Source organism: Pasteuria ramosa, from assembly GCF_056496785.1.
Genome location: NZ_CP143099.1, coordinates 1,274,498 through 1,294,485, shown reverse-complemented (window position 1 = coordinate 1,294,485; position 19,988 = coordinate 1,274,498). Strand labels below are relative to the sequence as shown.

Here is a 19,988-nt window from a genome sequence, read left to right as displayed (position 1 = left end):
ATTTAGGGCAATACTTTTGACAAAGATTATTTTTTATAGTATTATAATATATAGTTTGGTTAGTTACATATAAGTATATTATCGTCTTAAGATAATTAATTAATCTTAATTTAATATTAAATTGATTTTTTATGAGATGCAAATATTGATTTTGGATAACAGATATTTGCATATGGATTTTAATTTAGTATATATTTCTGTAAAGTTCAGATTTTTTATTTAAATTAATTTGCTAAACTTAAAAATGTTGGTTCAATCATTACTTTTTCTTTTTAAATTGTTTGGCGTATAATTGTTATATTTTAGAATATTAATAATTTATGTATTATAAATCTTGATTTTCTGAGTTGATTAATTCTTTCTATATTATGGAATTTAAACATAAAAGTAGCAATTATAATGTATTCTATTATGTACTTAAACTCTCTTTACAGTGATTTTTGGAAAATCTTTATATATTAATTTGAAAAACAACGCTATGTAATCAACATTTTTTAGATATTAAAATATTTTTTAAAATATTAAAAAAATTGAATAAAATATAAAAAAGCTTTTTTGTATGCTTTTATATTAAGTATTCAAAGCTATCAGTTACCAAGGAATTTTAAGTTTAATTTTTTTTGTCGAGATATATCGAGGTCATATTAACTAAATAAATATAATTAGGATAGGTGTTCAACAGTGATAGATATATCTGAACCAATAAATAAAAATAAAACAGTTTTTAAAAAATGGAATTTATTAAATAAATCGTTGATTTTTTCATCTAGTATTCTATTTACACCTCTATTGACATTTGTTGATGCAGTAAAAGTGATTCGAACAGGACAATCATTGTCAGATGCAAATAGGGGATTAGTAACACATACAACTAATACTAATGTAGCACAACATGCAACTAATACTAATGTAGCACAACATGCAACCAATACTAATGTAGCACAACATGCAACTAATACTAATGTAGCACAACATGCAACTAATACTAATGTAGCACAACATGCAACTAATACTAATGTAGCACAACATGCAACCAATACTAATGTAGCACAACATGCAACTAATACTAATGTAAATAGGGGATTAGTAACACATGTAATTGGTCCTAATGTAAATAGTATGCCATTATTACGTACAAATGTTCAACAAGCCTTGTCAATAGATTTTTCTTTACATAATCGATCATCCTCGGCTGATGCTTCAGTATTAACTGCACATTCTTCAGGTAATCCAGTTTCTAGACAAAGTAATCGTGAAGGAGGTAAAAGACAAAGGACGGATGATGTTGAATCTATTACTGGAGGTCAGAGTTATAAAAAATCTAGAAACTCTGCGGAAAGTAAAAGTACTCAGGAAGAAGATATGACATTATATTTAGAAATGTTGTTAGGTAAAGATGATGCAGATAGAATACAGAAGTATAGGGCAAATTTTATAGAAAATCAAAATATACATGAAATCCAAGATAATATTTTTGAAATGGAAGAAAAAACACCACCGCCATATCCAAACCGGAAAATAATCTTTGAATTCCCTGAATATTTGCAGACAGCTTATAAAGAAGGGGTGGATAAATATGCCAAAATAAAAGAAAATTTGTCTAATCTAAAAATCTTTTTAGATTTAGATATTTTTAACTATCCATTTCAAAGTTTAATATCAAAGCAAATGTTCTTAAAGTTACATAAAGAAGTTTTAGATTATAGTACGTATATCCAGAAATGCTCAGATTTGTTAAATGATCGAATTAAGATATTTGAAAAAAAATATAGTAAAATAAAAGGAAGAAGGAAAAATTTCTTTTATGATGAAAAGAAGATTAAAACAAAAACAGGTATAAAAAATCTATTTGATCAAATAGATTTTTTAAAGAAAGAATATATTACCAAATACGATATAACTAAAGTATCAGATGATATTCTTTCTTCCTTGAAAACCAAATCTAAAGAAATTGAAATGAATTTAGAGATATATGAAGAGGCTAAGCAAGCTTATGAAAAATGGGAAATAACATATAACGAGTCTAAGGATAAGTTAAATTATATGATAGAATTTTTATCAAATTCAAAAGAAGGATTGCAGCGAAGTTTACCTGGTAGGAATATACAAATTACTTTATATCAAGAATTGATTGACAAATCCTTTGCGCTTGATCGGCAGTTTTATAATATCACTCAAGAGTGGGACAATTTTTGTCTTAAATATGAATATTTAAAAAAAGGGATGCAATTAAAATCTTCTTCAGTTTCTCAACACGCAACAGGCTCTGATGCAGCACAACATGAAACCGGTTTTAATTCATCAAAATATTTAGAAAATACAAGACCTCGGGAAGAAGATATGACATTATATTTAGAAATGTTGTTAGGTAAAGATGATGCGGATAAAATAAAGAAGTATAGGGCGGATTTTATAAAAAATAAAAATATATATGAAATCAAAGATAATATTTTGGTAACGGAAGCAAAAACACCACAGCCATATCCAAACAGGATTTTAAAATTTGAATCCCCCATATATTTGCTGACAGCTTATAAAGAAGGACTAGATAAATTTAAAAAAATAAAAGAAAATTTGTTAAATATAAAAAACGATTTAGATGTAGATATTGATAAAGATAACTTTAAAAGTTTAATATCAGAGCAAATATTTTTAAATTTACGTAAGGAAGTTTTAGATTATCATACATATATCGAGAAATGGTTAGCTTTTTTAAATGATCGAATTAAGATATTTGAAAAAAAATATAGTGAAATCAGATTAACAAGGAGCCATTTCTTTCATCATGAAAAGAAGATTAAAGAAAAACCAGATATAAAGAATTTATTTGATCAAATAGATTCTTTAAAGAAAGAATATATTATCAAATACGATACAACTAACAACTCAAGTGATATTCTGTCTACCTTGAAAATAAAATCCCAAGCAATTGAAATGAATTTAGAGGTATATGAAGAAGCTAAGCAAGCTTATGAAAAATGGGAAAGAATATATAACGAGGCTAAGGATAAGTTAAATTATATAATAGAATTTTTATCAAATTCAAAAGAAGAATTGCAGAACAGCGTATCTGGAAGTTATATATATATGGTTTTAGATCAAGAATTGGCTGCAAAATCATTTGCGCTTGATCGAAAGTTTTATAATATCATTCAAGAGTGGGAAAATTTTTGTCTTAAATATGAATATTTAAAAAAAGGTATGCCCTTAAAATCTTCTTCAGTTTCTCAACATGCAACCGGTTCTAATGCAGAACAACCTGCAACCGGTTCTAATGCAGAACAACCTGCAACCGGTTCTAATGCAGAACAACCTGCAACCGGTTCTAATTCATCACAATCTTTAGAAAATAAAAGACCTCGGGAAGAAGATATGACATTATATTTAGAAATGTTGTTAGGCAAAGAGGATGCAGATAAAATCAAGAAGTATAGGGAGGATTTCAGCGAAAATCAAACTATACATGAAATAAAAGATCATATTTTAGGGATGGAAGAAAAAACACCAAAGCCATATCCAAACTTGGGATTAACATTTGAATCTCCCGAATATTTGCTTAAAGCTTATAAAGAAGGTGTGGATAAATATAAAAAAATAAAAGAAAATTTTTTTAAGCTAAAAATCGATTTAGATGTAGATATTGATAAAGATAAATTTCAAAGTTTAATATCAAAACAAATGTTTTTAAATTTACGTAAAGAAGTTTTAGATTATCGTAGTTATATCCCTAAATGGTTAGATTTGTTAGATGATCGAATTAAGATATTTGAACAAAAATATAGTGCACAAGAATATCCGAGGAAATATTTCTTTAATAATGTAAACAAAAGCAAAGAAAAACCAGATATAAAGAATTTATTGATTCAAATAGATTCTTTTAAAAAAGAGTATATTACCAAATACGATACAACTAAAGAATCAGATGATATTCTTTCTTCCTTGAACAAAAAATCCAAAGAAATTGAAATGAATTTAGAGGTATATGAAGAGGCTAAGCAAGCTTATGAAAAATGGGAAAGAATATATAACGAGGCTAAGGATAAGTTAAATTATATGATAAAATTTTTAAAAAAGAAAAAATTGCTACGTAGCTCCGCTGAAAAGTATATACACATGGTTTTATATCAAGAATTAGTTGAAAAATTATTTGTGCTTGATCGACAGTTTTATAATATCACTAAAGAATGGGAAAATTTTTGTCTTAAATATGAATATTTTAAAAAAAGTATGTCTTTAAAATCTTCTTCAGTTTCTCACCCCACATTAAACACAGCATCTACTAATTTACCAGAATTACAAAGATATATATCAGAAGCATCGACATCTCAAGAAACTTCATTTTTATATTCTGGTAATGGAGGTAATTCTAAATCTCGACCTTTCTTTATAGAAGGCGTGGAGGTTATGCTTGATAAAGTTAAATTTTTTAGTCTGGAAAATTTTAAAAGATGGAAAGACGCACTCGATGCACAAATTAATTTTCTATCTTCATACGCAGATTCTCCATCACCTATGGTTCATAGATATATTGATGATTTTAAGGCAGCTTCCGCAAAGTTGGATGAGTTTAATATACAATTATTAAATAATGGTGATTTTTCAGAGAAGAACAAACTTATTTTACCATTAGCGCAAAAATTTTCGGAGTCATTAGAACTTGCTATGGGATATATTTTACGCAATGAATTTATAAATAGAAATTTGGATAATATTAATTCTTTTGATGCTCGTATTAAGAATATTAATCTATACCTGGAGATAAATAATGTATTTAAAGAATTAAATAAATCTTTATATGATTTTTTTTATGATATTATTAATAAAAAAATAGATTACTTTAGAAATGAATCTAAGCATGCTGGTAACCGTGAACAAGTAAGAGCTTTAAATGAACATTTACTGATTTTTAAAACGGACTTTATGACTAAACTAAAATTTCATACAGATTTAGAAATTAAAATATCTGATAACAGAAATATTTTAATTGAGGACTTATCGAAATTAATTTCAATATTTGAAGAAAAGATTAGTAAGTCAGACAATTTAAGCGTAACATTAAAACAAACATTAATAGATGCACAAGATATCAAGTCTAAGTATGATGGGGGTCAATATACCATTCCTATTTCTGGATCTAATCTAAACGATATAGATAATTATTTTAAAAATATTGAAGATAAATTAGCTATATTGTATAAAATACCTGATTTAGAACTTATAATACCAGATTCAGAACGTACGATGACTAATTTAGAACGCACGATACATAATCCAGAAGATATGATTCATAATCCAGAAGATATGATTCATAATCCAGAAGATATGATTCATAATCCAAAAGATATGATTCATAATCTAGAAGATGTGATTCATAATCCAGAAGATGTGATTCATAATCCAGAAGATGTAATTCATAATCCAGAAGATGTGATTCATAATCCAGAAGATATGATTCATAATCCAGAAGATATGATTCATAATCCAGAGTATGCTATGTCTGATTTAGAACGTACGATGCCTGATTTAGAACTTATAACGCCAGGTTTAGAACGTACGATTCCCGGTTTAGAACGTATATAAAAATTTTTAATTAAGTCTTATTATATATTTAGAAAAAATAAAAACCGAGAGGTTTCCATTTCTTCCTCTTGGTTTTTATTTTATGTTAAATTTTATTTGGCTATATTTACAAAAATTCCACGTATGAATTCAAGCACAACTTCTATTATTTTTAATGCAAAAGCTAATAATTGGCCTAAAAGGTTTGTTATTTTAGTGAAAAAATTATCATCAAATTCAATACCTGTGATATTTTTAATATGTTCTAGATTGAAAACTTTTTTTAATTCTTCGCTCATACCTTGAAATTGTGGTAGGAGCTCACTCCATGGTATGTTGAGACTTTTAAAGTTTTCGGCAAAATTACTTATATTCTGGGTTATCTCTGGGCTTATATTTATTTTTAATTCTTGGCTTATATTGTTAATAATTTGTGTATACTCGGCAGGGGTTTTTGGTGGATTATCCGAGATTTCTTTTTTTAGCGCTAACATAAATTGGGCTGTTTTGTTAGGATCGTTAGTGGTTTGCATAATTTGGGATGTTAAGGCTAACTCATCTGCAGCGATTTTTTTATTTTTAGGGTCGATTTTTTTGCCTGTTGCTATTTCAAAAGCTTTTATAATACCTGTTAAGGCACCCGTACCTGATACTCTAAAAGGTGCGTCAACGTTTATATCGGCATTTTTAATACCTGCTGTCGTCAAAACTCCAGCATACATTTCTTTTGTAACATTAGAAATATTATTTGTATTTATAGATATCCCTGCCACTGTATCGTGCATGGAAATTTTAGCTGATGAAAGTGCTTGGTTACCGATTGTCCGAGCATCAAAACTTTGTCCTAGTGTACTATGTTCTTCAGCATTGGTGACGACAATTAAGCGACCTTTTTTTCCTGTGCTCATTTCTGTGATTTGATCATGGCCTACCAAGGATATCCCAAATCTTTGTAAAATCATTTGTCTCTGCATCGGATTTAAATCCGCTCCTACAGTGACGACTAATTCTTCCACAGCGTCTGCATAGATGTAGTTAATTGATCCCATGGAGCAGGTACTAAGTATGAGGAAGATGGATAAGAGAAATTTTTGCATAAATATGGTACTTATTTTTTTTATTTTAAATTTTTGAATTATACCAAATATATTAAACAACTTTTCACTCCTTTTGATTTTAAAAAATAGCCAAGCTTTTTCTTTTATTAAGTTATCATTATATAAATTTATTTATTATTTAAAAATATTCTGGTTATTTTTAATAAATAAAAATCCACCAAATGAATAAATAAAAAACTAAATAATTTAATGGAAGATATTATATCTATAAACGATCTATGTTTTAAATACAGGTTCAGCCATTTCTTTTAATTTATCTGCAGAGCTCTTGTCAACATCATGATGTAAACTATTACCATGAGCATCCATTGTGACTATTGCAGGAAAATCTTTTACTTCAATGTTCCACATAGCTTCAGGAATACCCCATTCCATAAATTCTACACCAAGAACTTGTTTAATACAATTGGCATAGAATTGTGCTGCGCCACCGATGGCATTTAAGTATACAGCACCGTGTTTTTTTAATGCAGCTAGTGTTTTTGTCCCCATGCCACCTTTACCGATGACAGCCCTTATGCCAAATTTAGCGATAATATCAGCTTGATATGGTTCTTCCCGTATGCTTGTTGTTGGGCCTGCTGCTTTAATAAGCCATTGATCTTTTGTTTGTTTATCGATCTCAAGATTTTTTAAAGCTACTGGTCCACAATGATAGATGACGCCATTTTGCAAATTATATGGTGAGTGATGGTTAATTAAATGTTTATGTAATGAATCCCGTCCTGTATAGATAGGTCCATTTAATAAGACGACATCACCTATTTTAAGTTTTAAAATAGCTTCTTCAGTTAAAGGTGTTTGCAATTTAATTACCTTTTGTGTTTGTTGAATGTTGGTTGCTTTATTTTCGTACGATGTTATTTGCATAGTACTTTGTGTTGTTGTTTCTTTTATCTTTTCATTCTTCTTTTCGTTTATCTTTTCATTCTTCTTTTCGTTTATCTTTTCATTCTTCTTTTCGTTGCCTTCTTTTTTATACAACCAATTTATAATATTACCAGTACTTATATCTAACCGTATACCTTGGCGTCGGAATGCCCAACAATTATAAGCGATTGAGACAAAGAAGCTTGCTGGTATACGATTTCTCGTGCCTATTTTACATCCAAGTAGCGTTATTTCTCCACCAAAACCCATGGTTCCAATGCCTAGGGTATTTGCTTTTTCTATGATGTAGTTTTCTAATTTTTCTAATGAATGATTTGGATTTACATCATGGCATTTACGGAATAATTGTTCTTTGGCTCCTTCATAGCCTGATGTACGATCACCACCGATGCATACACCGATAAAGCCAGCGCTACATCCTTGTCCTTGTGCACTATAGATGCTATGTAAGATACATTTACGAACACCTTCGATGTCACGACCTGCTTTGCCTAAATAAGGTAGGTCATAGGGTAAACTGTATTGTTGATTTTTATTTTCACAACCACCACCTTTAAGTAAGAGCTTTATTTCCATAAAGTTTTTTTCCCAGGGGTAAAAATGTATAACAGGTGTATGGTTACCGATATTATTGCCTGAGTTTTTTCCTGTTAAAGGATCAACACTATTAGGTCGCAGTATACCTTGAGTAGTTGCTTTTGCGATTGATTCTTTAATATCTTCTTCTAAATAACAGGTGTTAAATTTATAAGGAAAATTGATGATAAAAGTCGGCATACCTGTATCTTGACATATAGGACCTGTATTTTGTGCAGCTTGTTCGATATTAGTCATAATAGTTGTTAAAGCAAAAGATGATTTTGTACCAGAAATTTCTTGATGATTTGCTTCAGTTAATTTTTGTTTTACATCGTAAGGTAAATTAGTTGATGTTTCAGTGATTAATTTAAAAATAGCTTCTTTATATCTTTTCATTTTAACATCCTTTCTTTTGTTGTTAGGTTATTGCATGATTACTAATTGTGCAATAACCTAACATTTTTATTTTTATTTGTTTAAGCTATTTATTTTTATTGTTTTTTTATTTGATTTATTAAATTGATAAAATTAACATTATTTAGCTTGATTTCTATTTCTTAATAAGCTTAAATTATTATGGCCGTTTTATGTTTTTGATTTAAAGATTGAAAATAAATGCTGATTTTTTCGTTTGACCATCCGCACTGCCGCAATGTTATCAGATGATCAATTATCATAGGGTTCCATTTTAATTTCAAAACATTTTTGGTAAAAATATATGATGCAATATCATGTGGTTTGGTGAGGTATTTTTTGTATTTTAACAGACCTAAATTTTTGATAATTATTTGTGTACTATGTTTTTTATAGCTTTTTTTTGTTAAATGATAAAAAAAAGCATTACAAATGTATAGGCTGGTTATTTCTTTTTCATTTGGTGGTACTGGGTCATATGAAAAGAACTGTTTTAATAAATCGATGTGAGGTTGATGGATGATAATAGTAGGTGGTTTACTTAAATAGGTGGCTTGAATATTTTCTGGATAGATATAATCAAGTTTATTTATGGCGGTTTTAGTGGTTTTTTTCGGCATTGTCTGGTCTTTTGGTTTTTGGGTATCTTTAATTATACGAACTTTATGTTTTAAAATTAGGTTAAACAATTCTAGAGGTGTGTTCAGTTTTTTTATTTCTTTAGCTACTGATGTACCAAATTTAATTGCTTCTTCAATGGCTGCATTTTTTTGGTTTTTGGTGAGGAAAGGATATATACGGTCTGTTTTTAACGCTAGCTGATATAGTACATGTTCTTCTAATATTGGCCAAGTTTTTGGTAACGTCAACTTATGCCATATAAAAAGGTCGTTTTTCACCCTACACCTCATTTAACCTTTCAATTTATTATTTTAAGGGAATGCATTTTATTATTATTATATCGAAGTTTAGCTTAGACCTGCATCATAGACAGTATCCAGTGAGCAATATCGGTAATACGGTTGGTGTTTGGTTGATCATTTGTACCACAGGCAATTAGAGGTGTGTAGACATCATCGCTATGCATTGATCCACTTGAAACATCATCATGTTTAAAACAATGCTGGTCAAGAATTTTGTATCCTGGTGCACAAGTTATGACGACAGCTCGTGGATCGTTGATGAAACAATGCCATAGTTGATTGAGGATATCTGGATAACAGCCATAAATAATTTTAGGTTGATGCTGGTTATCTTTTGGTTTTTCAATAATAATATCGATTATTGTTTTATCACCGCTGATTGTAAAATGTTGTCCAAAGTGATCTATTAATAGACTAGCTTTATCAGGATAAAAACGCATCTTACCAGCTGTTGTACCGCTTATAACATGTACCGCTTCTTCTTCATACCATGCGATAATATCAATTTGTTTTTCTGTTTGAAGCAGATTTGCTATTTGTTTGGGATTTATATTCAGATCTGCGATATGTATAAAAGCAGAGCGTTCGTTTTGTGCGATAATAATTTGTGTATGATTATTTATATGTTTTTGATGATTAGATACTTTGAATCTTTGAAGAGTTTTATCTAAATCAATATATGCTTTGGTTATCGGCAATAAAAAAGTTTTACCTCCACCGATAATTAACCATCGCGCATTGGAAATAGCTTTTTTGATCGATCCAAATGTCTCCATAATTTTAAATATGGTATTGTCTGTATCTCTAATAGCATTTATGGCATACTTTTTTCCTGAAGCTAAAGTATAGCTAAGATCAGGTAATGACATCAAAGTTAGTTGTGGAATTTTATCACGGTTTATCATAACTTGAAATTCATTTATGATATTTTCATTTGTTATACCATAAGCTGGTTCTTTAAACTTATTACTTCTATTATTTAAATTAGAAAATGATCCAAGAGAAAAAAAATGGGTTGCTTGGACCAGGCTATTTGAAAAATCTGTCTTTCGTTTAATTATCCAAGGTAAGTTAATACTTTTCTCTTGTGTCCCGCGATATATTTTTAAACCTAAGGATCCAGTTTTGGTTTTTGCTGTTTCATGTAATGTGGGTATATTTTTGTTTAATAATGTTTGGCTAGCTGCATAAAAATGATCTTTTACAAAAAAAAATTTTTTGAATATACCTATTTTCAAGACCCTTGCTTTAATATTTACCAGATTTTTATGCATTGGACAATAAATATTGTAACCTTTGATACCATTAATAACTGGATCCGTACCTGTTAAAAGTGCTGCTTCTAAACAGATGGGTAATGAGGGGAAAGGTGCAATCATTTTAGGATTATATAAGCCATGTTCACATAAAGAGGCTAAGGTATCAGCGTAACCTTTTTTAATAGCTTCGCTCAATAGATTATCCATCAGACCGTCCACCAAAATGACCACGATGGGTAATTTATCCATAAGCGGCCTCCCTTAAAAAATTAGTTACACATATTAGTAACCTAATATAGGGGTATTTATTAGACTTGTTGCAAAAATAAAATATAGTATATAAAATGGCACTAAATTATTGCCATTTTATATACTTTTATAAATTGATTACCGCCCATAAAAATTTATGATAATTAACCTTTAATTCTGAAAGTAGTAATGTTTTTGGTTGATTATTTTTTTGGACATGTGCTATAAAGGACTTGTCAAGAAATATTAATATAGCCGATTAGTAATGGTGTAATTTAAACACTATTTAACATGGGTTATTGGACAAGCTCAAAATAAAAAAGCTCAGATGAAATATAATCAGAGCTTTTTTATATTTTAAAAAATAATATAATGCTTCTAAAGCGTGTTTGATTAATAAAGTTGTTTTTTTAAAGAAATATATAGTATAATTAAGATGAATCACAACTATCCTATGATTATATTTTATTAATAAAAAATTATATTTTACAAAAAATACCTAGGAATATTTATTTTTTTTTTTGCAACCTCTTCAAATATACGATGTTGCAAAATTTAAAAATAGCATAAAATTTGATAATATTCATTAATAAGTCTCAGTATTTTGATTTTTAAGCAAACATCACAAATCAGATATAAAATTTTTATATAGGTAATAGCTCAGGTAAATTTATCAATTTACCTAATTTATCTTCAGAAGATTTAACAAAACTATGAATATGATTTAGATTGCGTTCTGATTCTAAACGCAAGATACCTCCGGGCACAACAGGGTAATTAGTCTGAAGATATTGCGCTGAGCTCAATACTTGTTTTAATTTCATTCCGAAATTTTCTGATGATTTCAATACTTGTTTTAATTTCATTCCTAAATTTTCTGAGGTTTTAATGCTTTTTTCTAACATAGGAATAAAAATCTGTAATTCTTTATGTAATAAATCCCTATTATCAGCTAGGTTAAATATTAAATCTGAATGCAATTTAAGACGACTAACAAATTCTTGCTTAAAAAAATTTAAATATTCAAGAGCATCTATTGATTGTTCGAAAGAAGAAATATTATTAAATTTAGATTTAAAATAATCAGCTTGTTGATTAACTACAACATTGAAAAAACCATATAAATATTTATTTAATTCTGTATATCGATTATTTATTTCTAATGCATATCTGAGATACGTAATATGTGCATTAATATCATCAGTTGGATTTATCTTAATAAATTCTTTGATAAAAATAGGCCCTGAAGCAAGTTCTAATGATTCAGAAAAAATTTTTGCCAATGGTAAAATTAGTTTTTGTTTCTCTGAAAAATCGCCATCATTTGGAAATTTTATATTAAACTCAGATAATTTTGCTGAAGCTTTCCGTAAATCATCAATATGTCTATTTATTATGGATTCATATGCTAAAAGTTCGTTGTTTTTCCAATTAGAAAGAAAATAAATTTCTGTTTTTAGCATCTCATCCCATTTATCTAAATTTTCTTTCATAAAAAATTTAACTTTATCAGCAGGGACCTCTACCCCTTCCATTATCTGATACGGTCTCGATTTAGAATTCCCACCTTTACCAGAATAAAAAAATGAAGTTGATTGCGATGCTTCTGGTTCTAATATAGATCTTGTTTGTCCTGATGATGAAGTTATTGAAGCTTGGGATGTCGATGCTTCTGGTTCTAATATAGATCTCGTTTGTCCTGATGATGCAGTTATTGAAGCTTGGGATGTCGATGCTTCTGGTTCTAATATAGATCTCGTTTGTCCTGATGATGCAGTTATTGAAGCTTGGGATGTCGATGCTTCTGGTTCTAATATAGATCTCGTTTGTCCTGATGATGCAGTTATTGAAGCTTGGGATGTCGATGCTAATGGTTCTAATATAGATCTTGTTTGTACTGGTAAAGGAGTAGTCATTGCTGATTTTTTTAATGGTGGTTCAGAACTTGAAGAAGATTCTAAAAATATACCTTTTTGTAAAGCATGGTATTTGAGTGAAAAATCATCCCATTCTCTTCGAATGCTATGAAAATGTCGATTAAGCACAAATAATTTTTCAACTAATTCTTGATATAAAACCATGTATATCGCATTTGAAACTTCTGTATGATCCGATGTTTTTTCTTTTAATAAAATTATCATATGATTTAACTTATCACTAACACATTCATATATAATTTCATATTTTTCATAGTCTTTCTTTGCATCTCCATATGCACCTAAATTTGTTTCTATTTCTTTTGATTTTTTTTTCAAGGTCAAAATAAGATCATTATCTATTTCTAAAAACGTGGATTGACGCTTTTTATAGTGTGTATTTAAAGAATCAATTTTAAATAAAAAATCTTTTATACTCTTTAGTTTTAATACTTCTTGTATATAATCATTAAAATGTGAACTTAAATTGTTTGGTCTAATATATCTCCTTAATAATATATTAATTTTTACTAAAAATATATGTATATTATTTTGGATATAGCGGTTATAATTTACAATATCTGTATGCAAACTTGAAAATATTTGCTTAGCAATTAAACTTTCAGGTAATTCTTTTGCTGAATATAAATTCATTCTAAGATCATGAATATATATCTTTATCGCAATATATTCTTCCTTAGCTTTTTGATAAATTGACTGCAAAAATTCCGCTTTTGGCTTAATATGAATATTTGGCAAATTCTGCATTACATATTCTTGGAATTTTATTTCTTCTTTCATAACCATATCTGTAACTTTAGAAATTTTTTCTTTTTGTATTTCTAAATCATTTCTATACATATTGATTTTATTAATATTATATTTACCTAAAACCTTTTCTAAATATGATGTCGTATCTTCTGACTGTGAACTTTTTCTTTTTATCGATGATGATGGATAACATAAATCTTCAGCTCCCCTTTTACATCTATTAGGCCGCGTCAGCGAAATCTCTGACAATACATCTTCTTTATTCAATTTTTTCATATGATTTGGTATAACCCATGGTTTTAATGTCTTAGACATTTTAGGCCATATCTGATCTTTATAATGATCCGCAACAGCAATTCCCACTTGTGCTTTCTTGAAAATATTGCTCTTAATATTAGATGTAATCTTAGTAGGTATAGGCATATTCATAAAAATACTTGTAAGAGAATCCCAAAATAGTCCATTTTTTATCTTTTCCTGTAATATTTCAAAAAAAGACGGTATACTTGATTTCATCTTTTCTTCTAAAATATAATCAGCATAATTAATATTAAGATAAAAGAAATCACTATAAATACCTAACAAAGATCCACGTATGATATCAGAAATTCGTTTCTTAAAATCATCTCGCTTATAACCTAAAAGATAGATCAATTCATCTTCATTACTAATAAGTTTCTTTGTTGATGGATCAATAGCTATTTCAATCTCGGGATTCCTGTTTTTTGGATTAGGTTGTAAAATAGGATCTATATATAACTTATATTTTGGACTAACCTTATCATAAATAAATTTCCATATCTCTTTTGCCAAAGGTCTCCTTTTATCATACATTTCGGCATCACGATCATTACCACGTTTAGCACCTATGTTATAAAATTCATCCAAAAAACCTTTCAATTCTTCAGCATTATTAACTAAATGTCGAAATTCTTCGTAAAATTGTGTATGTTCAATTATCGTATAACCTGATTTACCTAAAGAATCATCTTCGGAATCATCCGAATATTCGATCAAATTATCAGCAGCTAACTTACTAAAAAACTCTATCCGATCAGAAATTCTAACTTTTGCTTCAGCAAAATCACGCGCTAAAAGATGTGCCAATTCCTCTTTGAATCCAATAAAAAAATGATCCTGTCCAAACTTATCTTTCAAAAAAACTAATAATTTATCTAAAAATGCTGACCTAATATTATTACCTATATGATAACTTATCTTAGACAACGAAGAATTTGCCTTATAGATCTTTTTATTGTATTCATCTGAATTTTTCACAGGTGTATATGAAGATGAATGCAAATAACTCATAAAAACACTTGTTCTTTCTGCTACAGAAATATTTGAATTTAGAGAATTTAGACTATCTTGCATAATAGTATATTCTTCAGTAGATATAAATCCTTGTTTCTTTTGTTCATCTAGAGCTATGGTCATGTTATGTAATCTTTGTTTCAAAAGTTTCTGATAATCTTCTGTAAAATGTTTATTCTGCATAAGCGGTAACTGCCAATTAAAACTATCATAGTATTCTTTTGTTTCTTCGGAATATTCATTTAAATATTCGCCTATATAATTATAAAGTTCTCTTTTATTATCATATAAATCATTCTTCTCAGAAGTAGCTTCCTCCAATACAGTTGATCCATCCTCAGATAAAATTATCTGCTTAAATTTAGCTTGTTCAAAATTAAAACCATCTTTTTTAAAATGATTAAAAATAAGCACAAAAATATCTTCTAAAACAAACTTGCGAGCTTCCTCTAATATCCCAAAATCGTCATTTGTATAAGGTAAATTATTCAAATTGATATTGCCAAATTCATATTTGCTATCTTCGAAATATTCTAATTTATCTAAAATAGCCCCTATATCTTTTGAAAATTTATCATAATCTGGTGATAGAAACTGATTTTCTATAATATGCCCAGATATATACCTATATATCTCATTAATTGGCTTTATAACACGAAATGCAATATCTTCCCAATCTTTAAAAATATCTCCAGGAACTGCAAAATTTAAATTAGATAAGCGCTTATAATCATCAACCATTTCCTTACTATCTTTTGTTAAAAATTTAGAATCTAATTTATCTAATGATTCATCAGTTTTTATAACACCTGTTTCTTCCTCACCATTACTAACCCCTTTGGGTAATATAATAGGGCGCTTAAAACTCTTATGATCAGCTAAACCTCGTTTAGCCCTAATATAACCATTAGGTTCCGATTCGGAAATAATATATGGTTTTTCTGTTAACACATCGATATTATGAGATATAAAATTAGGTTCTATGAACTTAGATGATAAAAATCCCTCAGAAATATTAACTGTCAAATCCCTTTCATCATAATTCTGATTCCCATCCACTTTTTCCTTAATATTATTATTAACTGATGATATTAATGTTTCCATATTTGTATTATTAATTTTACTATCTAAAGAGGATGTTGAATGTATAATATCTGTCAAGTCATCCCTACTCATATCTCCTAACTCATTCGCCAAAGATGTACTAATCCCTATAACACTATCTGGGAAAATTAAATGGGATGTAAATAAAGCCAATGATAAAAATAATTTCTCTGATTTTTTTGAATAAAATATTGCCATAAATTAATTTTCTCCTATATATTTCGTTTGGTCTATATATTCCATTTTATATTGTCTAAAACAATATAAAACTAAGAATTTAAAATAAAATAATAGTCAAATATAATGTATATATTTTTATTTTTAATTTCATAAAAACATTAAAATATTTTCACCCATAAAATTGTAATGTTTTATAACATATTTGTCAAGTTTATTACAAGTAAAGATATTTAAAATAAATATTTGATTAAATATGAAAATTAAAAAAATAAAATAAATAAAATATAAATTATTAATAAAAAATAAGGAAATGTTAATATTACGGTATTTCCAAGTTTTGCAAAATCTTATATTTTAAGATTTTGCAAAAAAAAACATAGACATTCCTAAATCGCATGTATAGAGGACTTGTACATAAATATGAATATAGCCGATTAGTAATAATGATGTAATTGAAACACAAAATAGCCATTATCATAGCTTTTTGTGCATTAAATTAGGTTCTTAAACTCTCTTTAACATGGGTTATTGGACAAGCTCTTTATCAAAATTTCCATGAATTAAAAAAGAAGGTGTTAAAAAACACCTTCCCAAAAGTCTGTTAACCGATCCCACCATGTCATGTCATCCTCAATACTATGCCTAGTACATACATGCTGGGGTTCTGTACCCTTAACAAAAAACTCTTTGTATACTCTTGGACAACTCGCTGTAGCTAATTGATCTGTCTCCGGATCAATATTAACTTCAATCACACCTGGTGGTGGCAAAGTAGCGGTTTTAGGCTTATTCGCTAGTGCTTTTTGCATAAATTCTGCCCAGATAAATTGACTCAAGCGTACTTCGTCGGTTGATAATATTTTATTCTGATCATAACCAACCCAAGTTGTTGTTACTAAATCGGGTGTAAAACCAACTAACCAACCATCCCAATCTGTTGATCCCGTTTTACCCACAACATCTTTAGATACCCAGTTAGAAATGCGGTATGCTGTTCCTCCCTGGTCAAATACATTTCTTAATAACTTGTTTAAAACATATATATGTTCAGGTGAATAAACACGTTTACCTTCATTATTACGCGTATACAAAACTTTGCCTTGTGCATCTTCAATACGTGAAATGAATCGCAATGACTTATGAATACCTTGTGATGCAAGGGTTGAATATGCTTCCGTTAGTTCCAAAGGTGTAATGGCATAGCTTCCTAAAGCTAACGAAGGCGTTGGATTCAGATGACTACGAATGCCCAATTTACGAGCCAGCTCAATTATATTTTCTCCACCTAGTTTAAAGTAAGTGCTGACAGCATAAATATTATCTGATTGAGCAATTGATTCTCGCATAGTAATTGGCCGATAGGCGTAATTATGATCATAGTTGGCAGGCGCATAAACACCATCTTCATATATAAACTTCTTAGGAGAACTATCAATTCTGGTTAAAGGTGTAAAACCATGTTTAAGAGCCAACAAATACAAAAAAGGTTTAAATGTTGAACCAGGTTGTCTTAAAGATAAAGCCCGATTATAAGGCGATTTTAAATCATCTCGGCCACCAACAATTGCTTTAACAACACCCTGGTGAGGATCAGCCGCCACTATCACACCTTGTAATTCAGGTGTTTTTTTCAAATAATTATAAACAATCCCTTCGGCTTGTTGCTGAAGTTCTATATCGATAGTGGTAAATATCTTAAAACCGCCCTTAATAATATCAGCTTCACTTAATTTTAAGATATCCATTGCTTCTAAAATAATGGGTTTACGCAAATAACCAGCTTGATATACTGGTTTATCATGATAAGGAGCAAGTTGTATTTTCTGATGCATAGCTTCAACAGATTTTTCTTGAGAAATAAATTTATTGTTTTTCATCAAATGAATAATATGTAGCTTACGACGTTGAACACGCGAAAAATGATTATAAGGTGAATAATGCTTTGGACCTCGAGGTAACGAAGCTAAAAAAGCGGCTTCAGATACGTTAACATCGCGAATCGATTTATTAAAATACACTTGAGCTGCTTGACCTACTCCATAAGCACCATGACCATAATAAACAGTGCTCAAATATAGCTCTAACAAACGATCTTTACTAAATTGTAATTCTAGCTGCAAAGCATAAAATGCTTCTCTAAACTTACGCATCCACGTACGATTGTGATCAAGATACAAGTTTCGAGCTAATTGCTGCGTAATTGTACTTGCCCCTTCAACTACTTTACCCTTTGATAAATTTACCAACAAAGCTCTAAAAATACCAGAAACCGAAAAACCAAAATGTTGATAAAAAGAACGATCTTCCGCTGCTAATGTGGCCATAGCCACATGTGAAGGTATCTGATTTAATGAGATATGTTCTCTCGAAGGACCTACTCCTAAATGAGCAATCTTGGAACCATCTTCATCGTATAACATTGAAGCCATGCCAATCTTAACTGGAGGTAAAGGACAAAAACGCAGATAAAGAAAAAAAACTGTTAGTAAAACAAATAAAAACAACAAACCTCTACGAAATAATGATTTCATAAAGCTGTTATGATGACCATTCAGTAATTTTAAAAATACAAACATCATCTCCCCCTCACTTTTAGGAAACTAATTTCACTTCTTGTTAGGATATGAAATGATGGTAATAACTATACATATAAAAAATTTCAAACAAAAATTGGTAATAATTATATACAAAACAATGTATAAATCAAACCTTACATCAATGCAATGAAAAATAAAATTAAAAAAATATAAATACAAGCTTCCAAATAGCACAAATTTTTTTGGTTATTATAATAATTATTTTAAGATATATATTATTTATAATAAAAAATCACAATTAAAACGATAAACTATCTTTTCTATGTTAATAATTCACAAAATCAAATCAATTTTTATATAGTAAATGGTTATAGCTTCCATTCTTTTTACACCCTGAATGCATTTTGTTACCTTTTTTTATTTTAGTAATTATTCAGAAAAAATAAGCAAAAATAATTTTTATTGTCAAAATATAAATAACAAGACAAAGCAAATAACTTTATGATTTGCTTAGTGTTAATTTCATTAATATTATAAAAATATTGGTATTAATAAAAACTTTTAGATATAGATCAGTCAATTTATGTAATTAAAGTTAATTTTATATTTTTTAACATTAAAAATTTATCATTAAATTAATAATATCTAATATCTAATATATATATATTAGATATTAGATATTAGATATTAAAATTATAACTTTAGTAACTAACTAAATAATAAGCATTGATCATCTGATTTTTTAAGTTTTAAATTTCTTTTTATTGGTAAATCATAATTATAAATATCAATTATAACATTGAAATTGTTTTTCAAAACTTTCTATTCTGTTTCTATATAAATTAGAAGTAATACTAAATCTTTTTAAAACAAATATAGGACTTGTCCAAGAATACCAATATATCCTATTAATACAGATAATTGGTATTTATTGTTTATTTTAAAATTTTATAAAAAGCTTAAAGTAAACAATAAATATGCCTTTTATATATTTTTTAAGACATATAAATACTAATGTTGCAATTATTTTAATATTAATAATTTAGGATCAAAATACAGTATGTTTTATTAATAGTTTTAAGTTTATGATAAAAAATCAGTTCATATAAAATTATTTTATCTTTTTTAATTTTTTTAAATTAAAATTGTAATATATAGAATTTGATATTTAAAA

7 protein-coding genes are annotated in these 19,988 nt (G+C 28.4%); 1 reads left to right on the top strand and 6 read right to left on the bottom strand.

The features are described from left to right. Positions 1-681: 681 nt before the first annotated feature. Positions 682-5,580: a hypothetical protein gene (locus VS182_RS05530; RefSeq protein WP_479492428.1), complete on the top strand. Its 4,899-nt coding sequence runs from the start codon at positions 682-684 to the stop codon at positions 5,578-5,580. 92 nt (positions 5,581-5,672) lie between these two features. Here the strand turns inward: VS182_RS05530 and VS182_RS05525 are convergent, their stop codons facing one another. The 6 genes from VS182_RS05525 to VS182_RS05500 all read right to left on the bottom strand — a co-directional run bounded on the left by VS182_RS05525 (position 5,673) and on the right by VS182_RS05500 (position 18,853). Next, positions 5,673-6,716, bottom strand: coding sequence for a DUF1002 domain-containing protein (locus tag VS182_RS05525; protein WP_479484287.1), 1,044 nt, complete (start codon positions 6,714-6,716; stop codon positions 5,673-5,675). A 177-nt stretch (positions 6,717-6,893) separates the two neighbouring features. Continuing rightward, positions 6,894-8,543 (bottom strand): FumA C-terminus/TtdB family hydratase beta subunit, encoded by a 1,650-nt coding sequence (locus tag VS182_RS05520; RefSeq protein ID WP_479492427.1) that lies wholly within the window; start codon positions 8,541-8,543, stop codon positions 6,894-6,896. A gap of 170 nt (positions 8,544-8,713) precedes the next feature. Next, on the bottom strand, positions 8,714-9,460 hold the full coding sequence (locus tag VS182_RS05515; protein ID WP_479484289.1) for a hypothetical protein: 747 nt from the start codon (positions 9,458-9,460) through the stop codon (positions 8,714-8,716). A gap of 74 nt (positions 9,461-9,534) precedes the next feature. Continuing rightward, positions 9,535-10,992, bottom strand: a complete 1,458-nt coding sequence (locus VS182_RS05510; RefSeq protein ID WP_479492425.1) for an alkaline phosphatase family protein — start codon at positions 10,990-10,992, stop codon at positions 9,535-9,537. Between the two features lie 644 nt (positions 10,993-11,636). Beyond that, on the bottom strand, positions 11,637-16,295 hold the full coding sequence (locus tag VS182_RS05505; protein ID WP_479492424.1) for a hypothetical protein: 4,659 nt from the start codon (positions 16,293-16,295) through the stop codon (positions 11,637-11,639). Positions 16,296-16,852: 557 nt separating this feature from the next. Then, positions 16,853-18,853, bottom strand: a complete 2,001-nt coding sequence (locus tag VS182_RS05500) for a transglycosylase domain-containing protein (RefSeq protein WP_479484169.1) — start codon at positions 18,851-18,853, stop codon at positions 16,853-16,855. Positions 18,854-19,988 lie beyond the last annotated feature (1,135 nt).

Coding starts and splice junctions, on each gene's coding strand:
- VS182_RS05510 (WP_479492425.1), bottom strand. CDS start 10,992: ATGGATAAATTACCCATCGTGGTCATTTTGGTGGACGGTCTGATGGAT.
- VS182_RS05520 (WP_479492427.1), bottom strand. CDS start 8,543: ATGAAAAGATATAAAGAAGCTATTTTTAAATTAATCACTGAAACATCA.
- VS182_RS05505 (WP_479492424.1), bottom strand. CDS start 16,295: ATGGCAATATTTTATTCAAAAAAATCAGAGAAATTATTTTTATCATTG.
- VS182_RS05500 (WP_479484169.1), bottom strand. CDS start 18,853: ATGTTTGTATTTTTAAAATTACTGAATGGTCATCATAACAGCTTTATG.